Source organism: Caballeronia sp. LZ034LL (genome assembly GCF_031451215.1).
Taxonomy (GTDB): Bacteria; Pseudomonadota; Gammaproteobacteria; order Burkholderiales; family Burkholderiaceae; genus Caballeronia.
Genome location: NZ_JARUXR010000002.1, coordinates 34,465 through 50,173, shown reverse-complemented (window position 1 = coordinate 50,173; position 15,709 = coordinate 34,465). Strand labels below are relative to the sequence as shown.

The window sequence follows — 15,709 nt, the reverse complement described above, 5'->3', positions numbered from 1 at the left end:
TTTCACCCGCTGGCCAAGCGTGCAAGGCGCACGTAAGATCGCTGCATCACCATGACTTTGCAGGAGACAGGCAATGCCCACCCGCCCGACCGCCACGCTTTGGGCGCAGCTCTTCGAGCGTTCACGGGTCTCGGGAATGAGCCTGCAGAACCAGATCCGCCAGATGATCGTCAATGCGATCCTGAGCGGACACATCGCGCCCGACAGCGCCTTGCCATCGAGCCGCGAGCTTGCGGATCAACTGAACGTGTCGCGCAATACGGTCGTGCTCGCTTATCAGCAGCTGATCGAGGAAGGCTATCTCGTCTCGCGTGAACGCAGCGGCCACTTCGTCAATCCCGCAACCGAAGAACTGCAACGCGGTTTCACCGCCACGGGCACGCGTGCTACGCCCGCCGTGGAGACCCAGCACGGCCATCCCGACTGGAGCGCGCGCATCCGGCATGCGCCTTCCAATCAACGCAACATCGTCAAGCCGTCGAACTGGCAGAGCTACGAATATCCCTTCATTTACGGGCAATTCGATACCGAACTCTTCCCCACCAGCGACTGGCGCGAGAGCTGCATGCATGGCCTCTCGGTGCTGGAGATACGCAACTGGGCGCCGGATCTGATCGAGCGCGACGATGAAACGCTCGTCGAGCAGATCCGCACGCGTGTGTTGCCGAGACGCGGCGTGTTCGCGATGCCGGATGAGATCGTCGTGACCAACGGCTGCCAGCAGGCGCTGTATCTGATCGCCGACCTGATGTGCGGACCGCAGACCAAGGTGGGCATGGAGAACCCCGGTTATCCCGATGCGCGCAACATCTTCCAGCATCGCAACGCGCAGATCGTGCCGCTGGCGGTGGATGACGATGGCGCCGTCATCGACGACGAAGAGCTGATGGCGTCATGCGACTACGTGTGTGTCACACCGAGCCACCAGTGTCCCACCACCGCGACCATGCCGATCGAACGGCGGCGCGCGTTGCTCGATCTGTCGGTGCGGCATGATTTCATCATCATCGAAGACGATTATGAAAGCGAGAACACCTTCTCGGGCACGCCGCATCCGGCATTGAAGAGCCTCGATACGGCGGAGCGCGTGGTGTATATCGGCTCGCTGTCGAAGACTTTTGCGCCGGGCTTGCGTCTGGGTTATATCGTCGCGCCGCGCGCCTTGATACGCGAATTGCGCGCACTGCGCCGGCTGATGATCCGTCATCCCGCCGCGTACATTCAGCGCGCGTTCGCGACGTTCCTCGCGCTGGGTCATCACGACACCCTGCTGCGCAAGCTCGGGCCGGTCTACAAGGAACGCGCCGAAGTGCTGATGCGCGCGCTCGCCACGCATCTTCCCGAATTGCGCGCGTCGAAGATCACGGGCGGCGCGTCATGCTGGGTCGAAGGTCCGCCCTGGCTCGATGCCACGCGCCTCGCAAAAGACGCGCTGGCGCTGGGCGTGCTGATCGAACCGGGCAATGTGTTCTTTGCCGATCTCGCCGATGGTCAGCGTTGCTTCCGCATGGGCTTCTCGGCGATTCGCGCGGAACTGATCGAGCCCGGCGTGCGTGCGCTGGCCGAAGTGGTCAAGCAGCAGAAGCCGTGATGCGCGCGGCTTACTTCCATGGCGCCATTGCGTGGAAGACGCCGTCGCGGCGCACGAGCGCATGGAACAGCGCGGCCGCCAGATGCACGACGATCAACGCAAAGAAGCACAAGGCCAGGAAGCGATGCGCGTTCCACAGCAGCGTATGCAATGAATTGCTATGCGGCAGCAGCGACGGAATGCGCATGCCCGCCACGACGACCGGATAATCCGCCGCCGACAACATGCCATAACCCAGCAGCGGCAATGCGATCATCAGCGCATAGAACACATAGTGCGAGAGCTTGGCCGCGAGCTTCATCGGCATGGGCATGTCGGCGGGCAACGGCGGCGCGCCGCGCGTGATGCGCACCACCAGCCGGACCAGCGCGAGGATGAGTATCGTGATGCCGAGCGGCTTGTGAATGGAGACAAGCGTCAGATACTCGGGCTTCACCGTCGACACCATGCCGACGCCGATGAACAGCATCGCGAGGATGCAGATCGCCATGACCCAGTGCAAGGCGCGTTGCAGCGGCGAGAACCGCTCGTTGATCGCGTTCATTGCCGGGCTCCTTCGGCGGGCGTGTGCGGGTAGTCCTTGTCTTCGGCAGTGCGCCGGTTGAACGACACTGAGTACGCAGCCGAGCGCGCGGCCGGGAACGGATCGTCGGACACGTGCATGCCCGCGGGCAGCACGGTGGGATCGAAGTTGAGATCGCGGCATGGACCGTCGGGCTCGGGTTCGATCTGCTTCACGACGAGCGTGCCCACTTCCACCGTATGGCGGTCTTCAGGCCAGGCCTTGCTCGGGTCCGCCGTGGGATCGCCGGGGTTCGCGACCGTCACGACCAAGGCCCAGCGTTGCGGCGCGCTCTGCACGCGCTGGGTGATCTCGGCATCGAGGAAATTGGCGCCTTTCTCCTTGAGCTGTGCCGCGCTGATGTTCTCGACCTTGGCCGCCGGAATGAAGGACCAGCGCACGACCTGATCCTGTCCATCCGCGTTCGAGAACACGAAGCTGTTGAGACTGTTGAAGCGCTCCTCCGCATAGGAGGACGTCCAGGGCGCGCTGCCCGCCCACGCGCCGAACGCCGCGATCTCGGGATGCGCAGCAGAAAACTTCTGCATCGATTGAGGATCGTCCTTGTTCGCGAGTGCCAATTGCAGCGCATAGAAGGCTTGCGGCGTGGCGACCGGAAACACGGGTGCATCGATCATCGCGGAACGCCATTCGCTGCCATCCGGCGTGACGATGCGCAAGCCGAGACCGCGCACGCGCGCCATGGCATCCGAGGCCTTCGGGTCGGGCGTCGCGAGATTGAAGCGGCCTGTGACGGCGTAGGTGCCCGGCGCGAACATCTTCGCTTTGGAGAGCGTCGCGCCCGAGCCATTGGATTCGAAGTCGCCGGTGAAGCAGATCCCTTTCGCGTGATTGCGCCTGAAGCCAGGCACCGCGCCGCCGGGAGGCGCAAGGCTGCCGACTATCTTCGCGGGCGTCAGGCGCTTCGGCGAGAGCCAGCCCGCCGTGTACGCGAAGGCCGCGACCAGCACGGCCACGACGGCCGCGATAAGAATCAGCGAAGGCACTGGGGAGCGTGGGGATGCGTTCTTGTCGGTCATCGAAGTCTCACGAGATCTACGATTCGGCAGCAGGGGTAATCTAGCAGCGTCAGGCAAATCGTGCCAGAGACGTCTAAAAATCGCAGTTACCCATCTTCAGCGCTGAACGGCAAGCCGTTCGCTCGCACTTTCTCGTCGATGTTCTCGACAGGCAGCCTCGCGCATAGCCGCAATGCTTTGCTCATATAGATAGCCGGATCGGGTAATAACGCCTTAAAAGTGTTTCAGCGGTTACTACTTTTCTACCGAAACCGCATTTACATTCTTACGATGAGAAAGTAATCTTGCCTCCGTCGCAGGCAGTCCGGAAAGTATTGCTTTTCATGCCGAGCGATTCGGTAATTAAAACCTGAGACATCATCAGTTCTGGGCCAGCGTTGCTGGCTTCGTTTCGCCGTTCCCTCAAGTCGTGAACATGCGCGGGCAGTGTGCCCCGGGCTTCGCCATGCTCGCGTCCTTTCGTTCCATCGTGAAAAGACTGCGCCGCGGAGTGCATTGGGAACGCTCGCCCGTACTCCGCAGCCGTGCAATGGCGCACTCATCGCGATGGACCGGATAACTTCAGTACGTCGCCATCAATATGAATAATAAAAGTTCGAATTACCTTGCCGTCGCAATGAAAGCGGCTTCACTCGCGAGCACGCTGGCCATGAGCTTGCTGCTCGCGGCCTGCGGCGGTGGCGGCGGTGGCAGCACTGCCGGCGATACCGCATCCAGCATCGCCGCCACTTCCAGCGCTACGCCCGCTTCATCGGCCAGCATGACCAGCGCGGTCAGCACGAGCGCCACGCCTTCTGCGGACATCGCGAGCAGCACATCGAACAACACTTCGAGCACCACAGCGGCCGCAACCTCGAACCCCGCCACGTCATCCACGGCCGCTGCATCGACCGCCAAGCCCATCTTCTACGGCGTCAACGGTCATAACAACGAAGGCGGCGCCTACGACATTTCCAGCCCCGCCTTGCAGCTTTCACAACTGCAGAGTCTCGGCGCGAAGCTATATCGCAACGAGGTCTATAACCAGGCGAGCGCAAACAAGCTGGCCGGCATTGCGAAGACCATGGCCGCCGGCGGCATCACCGTGTTCCCGATTCTTCTGTCCGGCATCGACTACAACAGCGAAAGCGACGCCTACAACGCCGGCTATACGCTCGGCAAACTGACGGCAAGCGCCTACCGTTATGCGTACTACGAGGTCGGCAACGAACTGGGCGCGGATGCGCTGACGGGCAATGTGGACGGCGTCTATCCGCAGCACTTCGACAACACGAAGTTCCAGAAGGCGCGCGGCGTGATTCGCGGGATGATCGACGGGATCCGCTCGGTGGATTCAAGCGGCAAGATCGTCATGGGCGGCGGGGCGTGGATGCATTACGGCTTCGACCAGATGCTCGCCAGCGGCACGCAGCCCGACGGCTCCGGCGGCCATCCCGTGCTGAACTGGGACATCACGGCATGGCACTGGTATTCGGATCAGGGCGACATCACGCATGCCTGCGGCGGCACGGGCTGCCATGATGTGCTCGCCGCACTTCAGCAACTCGGCAAGCCCATCTGGCTGACGGAATTCGGCGTGCGCCCGGAATACGGCAACGATGACCAGATCGCCGCGTATCTGGTCGGCGGCACGATGATGGCGCAGTTCGTCGCGGTAGCGTCGAAGTACAACCTGCAAGCCATTCAGGCTTATCAGCTCTATGACGATCCGGACGACGGCGAAGGCGCATACGGTCTATTGAAGAACGACGGCAAGACGCAGAAGGCCAGCTACTCCGCGTACCAGCGTTTTGTAGCGAACAACCCGCGCTGACGAACGATCCAGCGAAACATTGACAGACGGTGCGCTGCACCATCAGACTGCGGTCGTTCATCCACGCACACCCGACCGTCAATGCCGATTTCCCAGCTATCCGTGTACTTCTTCGCGCAGGCCGCCGTGATCGTCGCTGCAAGCCAGCTGGTGGGACGACTCGCGGGGCGCGCGGGACAGCCGCAGGTCGTCGGCGAGATGATCGCGGGCGTGCTGCTCGGGCCTTCGCTGTTCGGGCTGCTGTTGCCGCACTGGCAGCAGGCGCTGTTTCCGAAGGCCACCATGGGCATGTTGTATGTGGCGGCACAGCTCGGCGTCGGTCTCTATATGTTTCTCGTCGGCACCGGGTTTCGCGCGGATCATTTCCGCGCCCGCGCCAGGAGTGCGCTGAGCGTATCGCTCGCCGGCATCGTGGTCCCCTTTGCGCTGGCATTCGCGCTCGCGCCCTGGCTGCTCACCATCCCCGGACTCTTCGCCATCAAGGCGCGGCTGTTCGAAGCTTCGTTGTTCCTGGGCGCGGCCATCGCCATCACTGCTTTTCCGATGCTCGCACGCATCATTCATGAACGCGGCCTCGCCGGCACGTCGCTCGGCACGCTGGCGCTGACCGCCGGCGCATGCGACGACGCCGCCGCATGGTGCATCCTCGCCATCGTGCTCGCGAGCTTCGGCGGCTCGTGGATGGGCGCGTATACCGCCATCGGCGGCGGCGTCTGCTTTGCGCTGTTCATGATCTTCGCCGGCAACAAGCTGCTGCGCCGCCTCGCCGCCGGCCTCAACCCGGACGCGCCTTTGCCTTCGAGCGTGCTTGCCATCGTGCTCGTGCTGTTCTCGCTGTGTGCGTTCGCCATGGACGCCATCGGCATTCACGCGGTGTTCGGCGGCTTCCTGCTCGGTGTCGCGCTGCCGCGCGGCCCGTTGACGGAGAAACTGCGCGCCATGCTCGAACCGTTCGTCGTCGTGTTCCTGCTGCCGATGTTCTTCACCTATTCAGGCCTCAACACGCGGCTCGACATGCTGATGGACCCCGCCATCATGCTTGCCGCGGTAGCTATCCTGCTGGCCTCGTTCGGCGGCAAGGGCATAGCGTGCTGGGCGGCGGCGCGTCTGAACGGCGAGCCTTCCGGCGATGCCATGGCGATCGGCGCATTGATGAACGCGCGCGGCCTGATGGAACTCATCATCATCAACATCGGGCTGGCAGCCGGCGTGATCCTGCCGGGCCTGTTCTCCATTCTCGTGTTGATGGCCGTGCTCAGCACGCTGATGGCCACGCCGCTGTTCAACTGGATCGTGCGGCGGCAGGAAGGCATGCGTTCGGCGGTGGCACGCTAGCGGCGTACCCGGTTGCGCGCCGCGCGCTGCGGCGTGGCGGCCGGCAGTTCGCTGACGAAGGTGTCCACCGACGCAGTGCCTCAGCGCACGATGCCCGCGACAAAATCTTCGAAAAGCTCCGCGCCGCCCATCTGCCCGCCCTTCAGCATCAACTCGATGCGGTGCGTCGCCGGGTCATCGGAATGCACGCGGCACACTGTGACGCCAGAGGCCAGTGTCGCCAGACACGACAGGCCCCACGGTTTCAACGCATGCACGCCGAGACTCGACGTATCGCCGCCTGCGATGCCGATGCGCCGGGGCGCGGCGCGTTCGATCACTACGCGCAGTAGTGCCGCGCAGGATTCGGCAAGCGTTTCGCTGCCGGGATGTTCGTGATGCGGCGTGCGACAGGTGAAGGCCAGCACGTGCATGCCCTTGTGCAGCGCTTCGACGATGCGCCCGCAACGTTCGCTTCGATACGACGGCGAAGCCATCTCGCGCGGGTCGAGTTCGATCCGATGAAACGAACGCGCGGCATCGATCTGCGCTGCGGTCATCGGCGAGAGACTGCCTGCGAGAACGAACACGGACGATTGAGCCGGACCGAACGCAGCCACCTTTTCCCCGTCGCGACCTGAAGCCGAAGCAAGCGTCCAAGCCTGCGCGACGCTGCTCGCGCCCACTGCCAACACGGGTTCACTCGCCGCCCGTTCATGCATCTCCGTGCCGATGCGGCGCAGATGCGTGTCGTCGAGCACATCGAAGAGCAGCGGCGTGCCCGAGTGCATGTCAATGACCTCTTTCAACGCCGCGTCCGGCAACGCGTAGGCACGCCAGTCGATGGCGCCGATACACAAGCCCAGCCGCTCGAAATGCAGACGCAGATCCGCTTCGTGCATCGGCGTGACCGGATGACGGCTCATGGCCGGATGACGATCGATGCGATGCACCTCCGAGCCGCCTGCCGTCGCGAACAGCGTACCGAACGCGCAATAGCGCCCGAGATTGGGCTGCCCGCCGATGATCGGCACGAAAGGATTCGTGAAGCGTTCGCGCAAACCCGTCATCGCGACCGCGATGTTGCCGGTTTCAGGCGCGCTGTCGAAGGTCGAACAGACCTTGTAATGCATCACGCGTACGCGCAGCGCCGAGAAGATTTCAGCGACTTGCCGTATCTGCGCGCGCAGAGCCGACGGCGCAAGCGTTCGGGCCGCGCCCGCGAGACCGATGGCATCGAGCGGCCCGAGCTTCGCGAGACGTTCGGACGTAGGCGGCTCGACGAACAGCATCGCGCGCAGCCCGGCGCGATGCAGCGTGGCAAGCGTATCCGTGGCGCCGGTGAAATCGTCGCCATAGAAGCCGTAGGGCGCAAAGCTCATGGGCGGCGTCCGAAGAAAGCGAGCGCCGCCGAGAGTTCGGGCGCATGCCGCGCGTAGTCGTCCAGCGATATGCCCTGCCGCACCGCGTCCCATGCCTGCCGTACGCTCGCCACGCCGGCCGCCACACCGCCCGGATGCCCGAGCATGCCGCCGCCCGACATGAAGAGCAGATCGTCGCTGCGCATGGCATCGAAGGTAACGGGCGCGGTACCTGCCCACTGACCGGATGAGAATGCGGGCAGCACGGCATCGTCGAGACCTTCGGCCAAAGCTTGCGCGCACGCGCGCGCCGAGGCGATGACTTCCTCATCGGCTTGCGCGAACTTGCCCGCGAGTCCGTGCACATGCATATGATCGACACCCGCGAGACGCCACAGCGTCTGATACGCGGCGAAGGACATGCCGAGCGCAGGATCGCGCGACATCATCCCGTAGCCGTTGCGGTGCGCGTGCAGCACGAGGGGCGTCGAGCGCCGCAAGGTCTCGATTGCCGAGAAGCCGCACCAGTTGATGCTCGCCATCACGCACGACCCGCCTTCGCGTTCGACGAGATCCGCATGACGGCGCATTGCATCCACTTCGTCGGTGATGTTGAACGCGATCATCACGTTCCTGCCAGTCTTGTCGCGGTAGGCGCGCACTTCCGCCATCACCGCGCGCACGCGTGCGTCGATCGGCGCATGCAGCGGATTGGCGCTGATCTCGTCGTCCTTGATGAAATCGACGCCCGCTTCGCACAGACTGCGTACGAGCTGCGCCGTCTCGTCCGCCGTGAGACCGACGTTCGGCTTGATGATGGTGCCGATCATCGGTCCGCTTGCGACGCCGGTCAGCTTGCGCGTGCCCGCGACGCCATGCGGCGGCTGCGGGAATCGCGTGCGGTATCCAGCCGGCACGCGTACGTCGAGCAAGCGCAGGCCCGTGGTCTCGCCGAGATCATAGAGATTGCCGGCGACGGTGGCTGCCAGCGTCGGCAGATTCACGCCGATGTTCGCTACCGGAAAGCGCAGCGTGACGCGCGCCCTTCTATATGGACCGCCGATCTGCTGACGCTCCAGCCACGCGCTGCGCAGCGAAGGAAGCGCGAGCGGCTCTTGTTCACGGATGCCCACCACCACTGCGCGACTGCGCGCCCGCAGTGCATCGCTTTCACCCGCCACGCGTACGAAGGTGCCGCTCGACTGCTCGCCCGCCATGATGTCCGCGACCTTCGCGGGATCGAGCGGCGTCTCGACGAGATAATCGGCCTCGATGAATTCGTCCGCGTTCATAGGCTGCTCAGTGCAGGAAACGGACGCACGGCCTGCTTGCCGTCCCAGTCGAGCGAGGCCTGGCGGATCAGATCGAACAGCTTGCCCTTCGGCCCCGCGATCTCCGACAACTCGATCACCGTTCCCGGATGGGTTTCGGTATCGAAGTAGACGAAGCGGCCGTTCTCGCCTACCTTGCCGCTCATCGCCACTTCGAAACCTTGCTGCGTGAGACGTTCGAGATCGGCGTCGAAATCCGTGGTCCAGTAGGCATTGTGTTGCAGGCCGGTGTGACCCGCCGCGAGGAAGTCGCGATACATCGACGGCGCGTCGTTGCGCGTCTGGATCAACTCGACTTGCAGGCTGCCCGAGTTCGCGAGCGCAACCGAGTTATGCACCTCGTACGATTGCCCGCGATAACGATATTCCTCGATAGGCACGCGTTCGTTATAGAACCACGGCCCGACGCCGAGCACGCGGCTCCAGTAGTCCATGGCGGCCTCGATGTCGCGCACGACGTACCCGGCCTGGCGGATCTCGCCAAAGAATCGGCTCATTATGTTGTTTCCTTGTTTGATGATGCGGCGGCGAGGACGCGCGAACGCCCCCGCCGGCGCGCAGTACGCGCCAGCGCCGCCAATAGTTGTCAATGCAACTGGTGCTTCAGAGAAAACCGGTGGAGATCCAGGGCACCGCAGCGATCACGATCAGACCGATGACCAGCGCGGCCATATAACCTAGTATCGGGCGGATGCCCTTGTCGGGATCGACCTTCGCCACCGCGCACGCCGAGTAATAGCCGACGCCGAACGGCGGCGAGAACAGGCCGACGCCCATCGAGAGAATCACGACGATCGCATAGTGAATCTCGTTGACGCCCGCCATGCGCGCGATCGGAAACAGCAGCGGGCCGAACAGCACGATGGCCGGAATGCCTTCCAGCACGCTGCCGAGCAGGATGAACACGATGATCGAGATGCCGAGGAACGCATAGGCGCCGCCGGGCAGCGCGGTCATCAGTTGCGCAAGATCCTGCGAGAAGCCGGATTGCGTGAGCGCCCAGGCCATGGCCGTGGCGCAGCCGATGATGAAGATGATCGCGCCGGAGAGCGTCGCCGCTTCCACCAGCATGCGGCCGAGTCGCGACCACTCGAAGCGCCGGTACACGAGCAGGCCGACGATCATCGAGTAGACGATGCCGATGGTCGAGACTTCCGTCGCGGTCGCAATGCCTTCCACGACCGCCGCGCGAATCACGAACGGCAGGGCGAGCGCGGGCAGCGCGATCACGAAGAGCCGGCCGATCTGCTTTCGGCCAAGACGCGGAGCATGGCCCACGTCCTCCTTGCGATAGCGCAGCCACACGACGAAGCACAGCATCGCGGCGAGCACGGCGGCGGGCAGCAGGCCCGCTGTGAACAGCGCGGAAATGGAAAGCCCCGTCACCGAACCGATCGTGATCAGCACGATGCTCGGCGGCACGGTCTCGGTTTGCGCGCCGGCTGTGGAGAGCAGGGCCACGAGATCGCCTTCCTGCGCGCCGCGCGCCTTCATTTCGGGGAACAGCACGGGCGCGATGGCGGCCATGTCGGCGACCTTCGAACCGGAGATGCCCGAGACGAGATACATCGTGCCGATCAGCACATACGACAGCCCGCCGCGCACGTGCCCGACGAGGCTCGCAAGGAAGTGGATCATCGCGCGGGCCATGCCGGTCATCTCGATCATGAGGCCGAGGAACACGAACAGCGGCACGGCGAGCAGCACGAGATGCGACATGCCTTCGTCCATGCGTCCGACGATGACTTCGAGCGGCGTGAAGGTCGTGAGGCCGAGATAGCCGAAGGTGGCCAGCGCAAAGGAGAAGCAGATGGGCACGCCGGAGAAGATGCCGACAGCCACCACGCCCACGAAGAACACGATCAGGTTGGCCTTGCCGATGCTCTCGAACCAGGGCGCAAGCCACACGAAGGCACCGGCGACGACAGCCGTCATCAGGATCGCGACGAGCACATGACGCAAGCGGGCCACGCTGGCGAGCCGGATGAACCCGACCAGCAGCATCAGCGCCGCGCCGACCGGCAACGCGAGCGCACGCCACGCGCCGCTGATTTCGAGTGCAGGCGTGACGATCGCCATTTCGCCGGACGCGTAGCCGTATGCGGGCACGAGCACCAGACCGAGGCAACCGAGCGAGAGCACGATGGCGAGCGTATCGACGAACGCACGGCGCGCCGGCGAGAGCCGGCTGACGAGCGCCGTCATGCGCATATGCTCGCCGCGCCGCAACGCGAGCACGGCGCCGAGCATGGATAGCCAAAGGAACATCATGCCAGCGAGTTCATCGGACCAGACGAGCGGCGCGTGCATCACGTAGCGGCTGATCACGCCCGCCAGCAGCACGACGATTTCCGCCGTCAGCAACAGCGCACAGGCGCCTTCGACGAGTGCGATCAACGCGCGGTCGCATGCACGCAGCAGACGGCGCGCACCGACGGGTTCGAGATGTCCTTGCGTGGAACTCAAGGCCGGGTTCGCCATGAAGATGTCTCCGAAACGGGCGGCATGATCGGGTTCGGTGTCAGGCCAGCTTGCCCGTATAGCCTTCGAGCAGGCTCCACGCCTCGTTGCCGAACTTGCCCTTCCACTGGCCGTAGAAGTTCGCCTGGCGCAACGCGGCGCGGAACGTGTCCGGTGCGGGCCGGTTGATCGCGAGGCCTTTCGACTGGAGATCGGCCACGGCGGCGTCGTTGAGCTTGCGTACGTCTTCGCGTTGGCTGATAGCGGCCTGGTTGAAGGCATCTGAGACGATGCCCTGCAGATCCTTCGGCAAGCGCGCCCATGCACGCTGGTTCAGCACGAACCAGTAACCGTCCCACATGTGATTGGTGAGCGAGCAGTACTTCTGCACTTCATAGAGCTTCGCGACCTGCACGATGGGCAGCGGGTTTTCCTGTGCATCGACGATGCGCGTCTGCAATGACGAATACACCTCGCTGAACTGCAGGCTCGTGGGCGCCGCGCCGAGTCCCTTGAACATGTCGACGGACAGCGGACTCACCGGCACGCGGATCTTGAGACCACGCATGTCGGCGGCGCTGGCAATGGGGCGCGCGCTGGAAGTCGTTTCACGAAAGCCGTTGTCCCACATCTTTTCGAACGATTCGAGTCCGGCCTTCTGCATCGACGCACGTACGAATGCGCCAAGCTTGCCGTCCATCGCGCCCCAGACCTGGTTGTAGTCGGCGAAGGCGAAGCCTGTGGCGTTGATGGCGGCCACGGGCACGAGCGTCGAGACGACGAGCGCCGATGGCGTGAACATCTCGATGCCGCCGCTGCGCACTTGCGCGAGCATGTCGGTGTCGCCGCCGAGCTGATTGTTCGGAAAGATGCGGATTTCCATGCGGCCCTTCGACGCTTCCTTCACCTGGTCCGCCGCTTCTTTTGCACGGATGTTCAGCGGATGGGTCATCGGCAGGTTGTTGCCGTACTTGAAGACGTATTCGGCGGAAGCGGCGCGGGTGATGGCCGGAAAACCCAATGCGCTTGCTGCGGCTGCGCGCAGCAGTGTGCGTCGGCGTGAATCGATCATGCTCGTCTCCTTGCTTTTATTTGATGCGATTTCCGGGTCCATCAGAAACCGTCATAACGCGGGTTTGTACTGATCGCCGGGGTTTGCTGTCTGGCGTTAGCTTCGCTACGTTGGTGAACGAAGACTACGGGTGAGGGGTGGTGGCGTCAAACTCATAACTTGATGGTTTCTGATGGCTTTGCGGTTTTCTTGAGGAGTTTGGAGTGAGTGCGGTAACGCCGTTGTTTCCGCCACGCGCCCGCGTGGCCGACATTGCAGAGGCTGCGGGCGTGTCCAGTGCAACCGTCGATCGCGTGTTGAACGGGCGGCCCGGCGTGCGGGCGAATACCGCAGCCAGAGTGATGCAGGCCGCTGCGCGGTTGGGGTATTCGATCGAGGCGCCGGAGAAGATCGCGACGGGCAAGCCGATGCGGATCGCGTTCCTGTTGCCTTCCGGGACGAACCGCTATTTGCGCATGCTCGGGGATTACATCGAGTTCGCGCAGAATCAGTGGACCGCGCAAGGCATGAAATGCCGCGTCCACTATGTCGAGAGCTTCAATCCGGATGAACTGGCGGCGCGGCTGTTGCAGTACGGGCGCAAGGCGGATGGCATCGTCTTCATGGCGCTTGAGCATCCGGTTGTACGCGATGCGGTCAATGCACTCGCCGACGAAGGCGTGCCGGCGATTACCTTGATCTCGGATCTGTCGAACTCGCGAAGGCTCGCTTATGTCGGGATCGATAACCGCTCAGCCGGACGCACTGCGGGATTGTTGCTCGGGCGCTTCATGGGGCCGCGGCCGGCGGGAAAGATCGCGATGCTGGCCGGGAGTCTCAACTATCGGGGGCATGAAGAGAGGGAGATCGGGTTCCTGCATTTGATCGAATCGACGTTTCCTCTGCTGCGTGTGATTGGCCTGCGCGAAGGTCATGACGATAGTGAGCGCAATTACTTGCAGACACGGAATCTGTTGCAGCAGCATCCGGATCTGGCGGGGGTCTATAACAGCGGCGGCGGGTCGGATGGCGTGGCGCGGGCGATCGTCGAAGCGAAGACCGAGCAGAAGATTCTGTTCGTCGGGCATGGGCTGACGCCGGATACGCGGGCGCTTTTGATCGACGGGACCATGGACGCACTGATTACGCAGACGCCGCAAGCCATGGTGGGAAACTGCCTCAGGATCTTCGACAACGTGCGGCAAGCGCAGGATGCAATGGATGGGGTCAAGCCGGTGATGTTCAGTATCGTGCTGCGGGAGAATTTGCCTTGAGGGGTGATGCTCACGTTCGGAGGATTTGAAGATGACGAAGTATCTGATCTCCTTTCCCGCATCGGCGATGGTCGTTGCCGATGAAGACATGGCGGCGGTCGGTGAAGCGGCGCGCTCGGTCATCAGGGACGCGAAAAGCGCCGGCGTGTATGTGTTCGGCGGCGGGATCAATGCTGAAGTTGCTCCGCTGATGGTGGCGGCTGACGGTGCCGTCACGAACGAGACCTACCCGCAGACCAGGAAGTTCGATGGCGGCTTCTGTGTGCTGGAACTGCCGTCGCGTGAAGCCGCCGTGCAGTGGGCCGCGAAGATCGCGACGGCTTGCCGATGCTCGCAGGAGCTTCGCGAGTTCGGGTATGACGGGGAGAGTTGAGGGGCGGGCGGGCCCAAGCCGTCGAGCAGTTGGAGTTCAGACCGAGCGGAACCGGAATGCCGCCCTCTCGAACTCAATAACGCGGCCGTACGTGACCTGTCTGACCGGTATAGGGATTCAGATTACCTTGTGACGAGTAGTTGTTGTACATCGTATTGTCAGGCGCGGTTCGATGATAAGGCTCCACGTAGGTTCCGTTGCTACGGGTGTAACCGCTGACTTGTTGATCGCTACCGTACAAACCACCGTTGTTGCCATATCCGGAATGCGACGGCTGGCTGCCATAGTATTGCGCGAATGAAGGCACGCTGATGCACAGCGACACTGCGAGCAAGGCGAGTTTTTTCATTTTGGTCTCCAGGTTGGGTTCAATGCGCTTCCACCGCGCCAGTATGTTATCGGCACGCTGCTGTTCCCGGCTTAGCAGATTTCGCCTCAGTCTTTCCAAAACTCCCCCAAGGCTGACCTGGAGATCGACTTCAGTACGGCGGAGCAAACGCGGCGCATATTGCCGGCCTCAAGCATTTTCGAGCCGTTTGAATAACGCCTCATGCTCGAAATAGAGTTTGGCGATACGCGTCCGATAATGCTCTTCCGTAGTTGCCTGCGTTCCCGCGCGCGCTCTGGGAGCCGCACGTCGAAGCGCTTGCCGCTTTGCTACGAGCTTGATCCGTGCGCGCTGTCTCATGAGCTGGACGAGACGGCGGCCAAGCTTCCCGCTCCTTCCACCCCGCTGAAAACCATCGGGTCGTGATGGATTGTTTGAGATAAAACCTCGAGCAACTGCTTGCGCGCTGCTTTAGCGGCCCGCGATCTCGCTGAAGGATGTTGAATCCGGTAGCACAAGAACCTTCCGTGGAGTTCGAATTCCCACAGTTGAGTCCTTGGAATGCCCGCGTCTTCCCAGTGTCGGCGGCCCACGCAAACCTTCCCATCGCCCGCGATCGGGAAGAACTCACGTCGGATGCCAACCGTGTCCATCCCGTTCGCGAAGATGACGACATCGGGTCTGAAATGATCGAGTTGTACGTCCAGCAACTGTTTGGAGAGGCGCTTGATGAGTGAGAAGTGCTCCGAGTTGCGAGGAGACTTTCCGCCGGAGTCGAAGCAGAGCAGGTTCGAGTAAATGAGCCCTCCCTCACTGCCCACACTTCGCGCCAAGGCGCGCATGAAGTTGAAGAAGGTATCGCCCCTGTCCTGACCTTTCTTCGCCATGGCTCTGCCGAAGAAATCCCGATGCTTCGAGAGTGCCTTCGTTACATATGCGCTGGCCCCTCCGCCGTCGTGCATGACATTCCAGCCTTTGCCACCATACTCTCTGCCGATGACCATGATGCGCCGCGCGTGGGGATCGCTCGGGCCGTTCACGAGAAAAGGCGTCGAGAGCCTGCGCTCCTTCGCCGCAACGTGATCCAGGAACGCCGGGTCCAGCGTCTCCAGAATCTCGGAATAGCGTTTTTCTAGTATTGCGTCCATCGCTTCGCTATCGGCTCCAATGTGTGCTCTTTGATCTTCGATGCTTCTTGCGCTCACGTTCAA

15 protein-coding genes are annotated in these 15,709 nt (G+C 62.9%); 5 read left to right on the top strand and 10 right to left on the bottom strand.

All coding sequences use genetic code 11. The features are described from left to right. The first annotated feature begins 73 nt into the window (after positions 1-73). Positions 74-1,591 carry a PLP-dependent aminotransferase family protein gene (locus QCE83_RS14640; protein ID WP_309811917.1) on the top strand — a complete coding sequence of 506 codons (1,518 nt, stop codon included), beginning with the start codon at positions 74-76 and terminating at the stop codon, positions 1,589-1,591. 10 nt (positions 1,592-1,601) lie between these two features. Here the strand turns inward: QCE83_RS14640 and QCE83_RS14635 are convergent, their stop codons facing one another. The 3 genes from QCE83_RS14635 to QCE83_RS14625 all read right to left on the bottom strand — a co-directional run bounded on the left by QCE83_RS14635 (position 1,602) and on the right by QCE83_RS14625 (position 4,090). Continuing rightward, entirely contained in the window at positions 1,602-2,135 is a 534-nt protein-coding gene (locus tag QCE83_RS14635) for a cytochrome b (RefSeq protein ID WP_309811915.1), read from the bottom strand. Further along, entirely contained in the window at positions 2,132-3,193 is a 1,062-nt protein-coding gene (locus tag QCE83_RS14630) for a catalase family peroxidase (protein ID WP_309811912.1), read from the bottom strand. Before QCE83_RS14630 ends, QCE83_RS14635 begins: the two co-directional genes overlap by 4 nt. A gap of 600 nt (positions 3,194-3,793) precedes the next feature. Further along, positions 3,794-4,090: a hypothetical protein gene (locus QCE83_RS14625; RefSeq protein WP_309811909.1), complete on the bottom strand. Its 297-nt coding sequence runs from the start codon at positions 4,088-4,090 to the stop codon at positions 3,794-3,796. Here QCE83_RS14625 and QCE83_RS14620 point away from each other — a divergent pair. After that, positions 3,996-5,006, top strand: a complete 1,011-nt coding sequence (locus QCE83_RS14620) for a lipopolysaccharide biosynthesis protein (protein ID WP_404985203.1) — start codon at positions 3,996-3,998, stop codon at positions 5,004-5,006. The two genes, QCE83_RS14625 and QCE83_RS14620, sit on opposite strands and share 95 nt — an antisense overlap. Before the next feature lie 81 nt (positions 5,007-5,087). After that, positions 5,088-6,341, top strand: a complete 1,254-nt coding sequence (locus QCE83_RS14615) for a cation:proton antiporter (protein ID WP_309811904.1) — start codon at positions 5,088-5,090, stop codon at positions 6,339-6,341. An 80-nt stretch (positions 6,342-6,421) separates the two neighbouring features. On the opposite strand, the gene QCE83_RS14610 is transcribed toward QCE83_RS14615, so the two are convergent. The 5 genes from QCE83_RS14610 to QCE83_RS14590 form a co-directional block, all read right to left on the bottom strand. Continuing rightward, positions 6,422-7,702, bottom strand: coding sequence for a four-carbon acid sugar kinase family protein (locus QCE83_RS14610; RefSeq protein ID WP_309811901.1), 1,281 nt, complete (start codon positions 7,700-7,702; stop codon positions 6,422-6,424). After that, positions 7,699-8,973 (bottom strand): ribulose-bisphosphate carboxylase large subunit family protein, encoded by a 1,275-nt coding sequence (locus tag QCE83_RS14605; RefSeq protein ID WP_309811898.1) that lies wholly within the window; start codon positions 8,971-8,973, stop codon positions 7,699-7,701. Before QCE83_RS14605 ends, QCE83_RS14610 begins: the two co-directional genes overlap by 4 nt. After that, positions 8,970-9,509: a VOC family protein gene (locus QCE83_RS14600; protein ID WP_309811896.1), complete on the bottom strand. Its 540-nt coding sequence runs from the start codon at positions 9,507-9,509 to the stop codon at positions 8,970-8,972. Before QCE83_RS14600 ends, QCE83_RS14605 begins: the two co-directional genes overlap by 4 nt. 106 nt (positions 9,510-9,615) lie before the next feature. Further along, on the bottom strand, positions 9,616-11,493 hold the full coding sequence (locus QCE83_RS14595) for a TRAP transporter large permease subunit (protein ID WP_309811891.1): 1,878 nt from the start codon (positions 11,491-11,493) through the stop codon (positions 9,616-9,618). A gap of 40 nt (positions 11,494-11,533) precedes the next feature. Beyond that, complete coding sequence (locus QCE83_RS14590; RefSeq protein WP_309811887.1) at positions 11,534-12,544, bottom strand: TRAP transporter substrate-binding protein; 1,011 nt, start codon at positions 12,542-12,544, stop codon at positions 11,534-11,536. Between the two features lie 242 nt (positions 12,545-12,786). Here QCE83_RS14590 and QCE83_RS14585 point away from each other — a divergent pair, with 242 nt between their 5' ends. Next, on the top strand, positions 12,787-13,797 hold the full coding sequence (locus tag QCE83_RS14585) for a LacI family DNA-binding transcriptional regulator (protein ID WP_309811884.1): 1,011 nt from the start codon (positions 12,787-12,789) through the stop codon (positions 13,795-13,797). A 31-nt stretch (positions 13,798-13,828) separates the two neighbouring features. Continuing rightward, positions 13,829-14,170 (top strand): YciI family protein, encoded by a 342-nt coding sequence (locus tag QCE83_RS14580; protein ID WP_309811881.1) that lies wholly within the window; start codon positions 13,829-13,831, stop codon positions 14,168-14,170. Between the two features lie 73 nt (positions 14,171-14,243). Here QCE83_RS14580 and QCE83_RS14575 read toward each other — a convergent pair whose 3' ends face one another. Next, complete coding sequence (locus tag QCE83_RS14575; protein ID WP_309811878.1) at positions 14,244-14,519, bottom strand: hypothetical protein; 276 nt, start codon at positions 14,517-14,519, stop codon at positions 14,244-14,246. 335 nt (positions 14,520-14,854) lie between these two features. After that, a complete protein-coding gene (locus tag QCE83_RS14570) occupies positions 14,855-15,646 on the bottom strand; it encodes a hypothetical protein (RefSeq protein WP_309811875.1) in 792 nt (263 codons plus the stop codon). Positions 15,647-15,709: the final 63 nt, after the last annotated feature.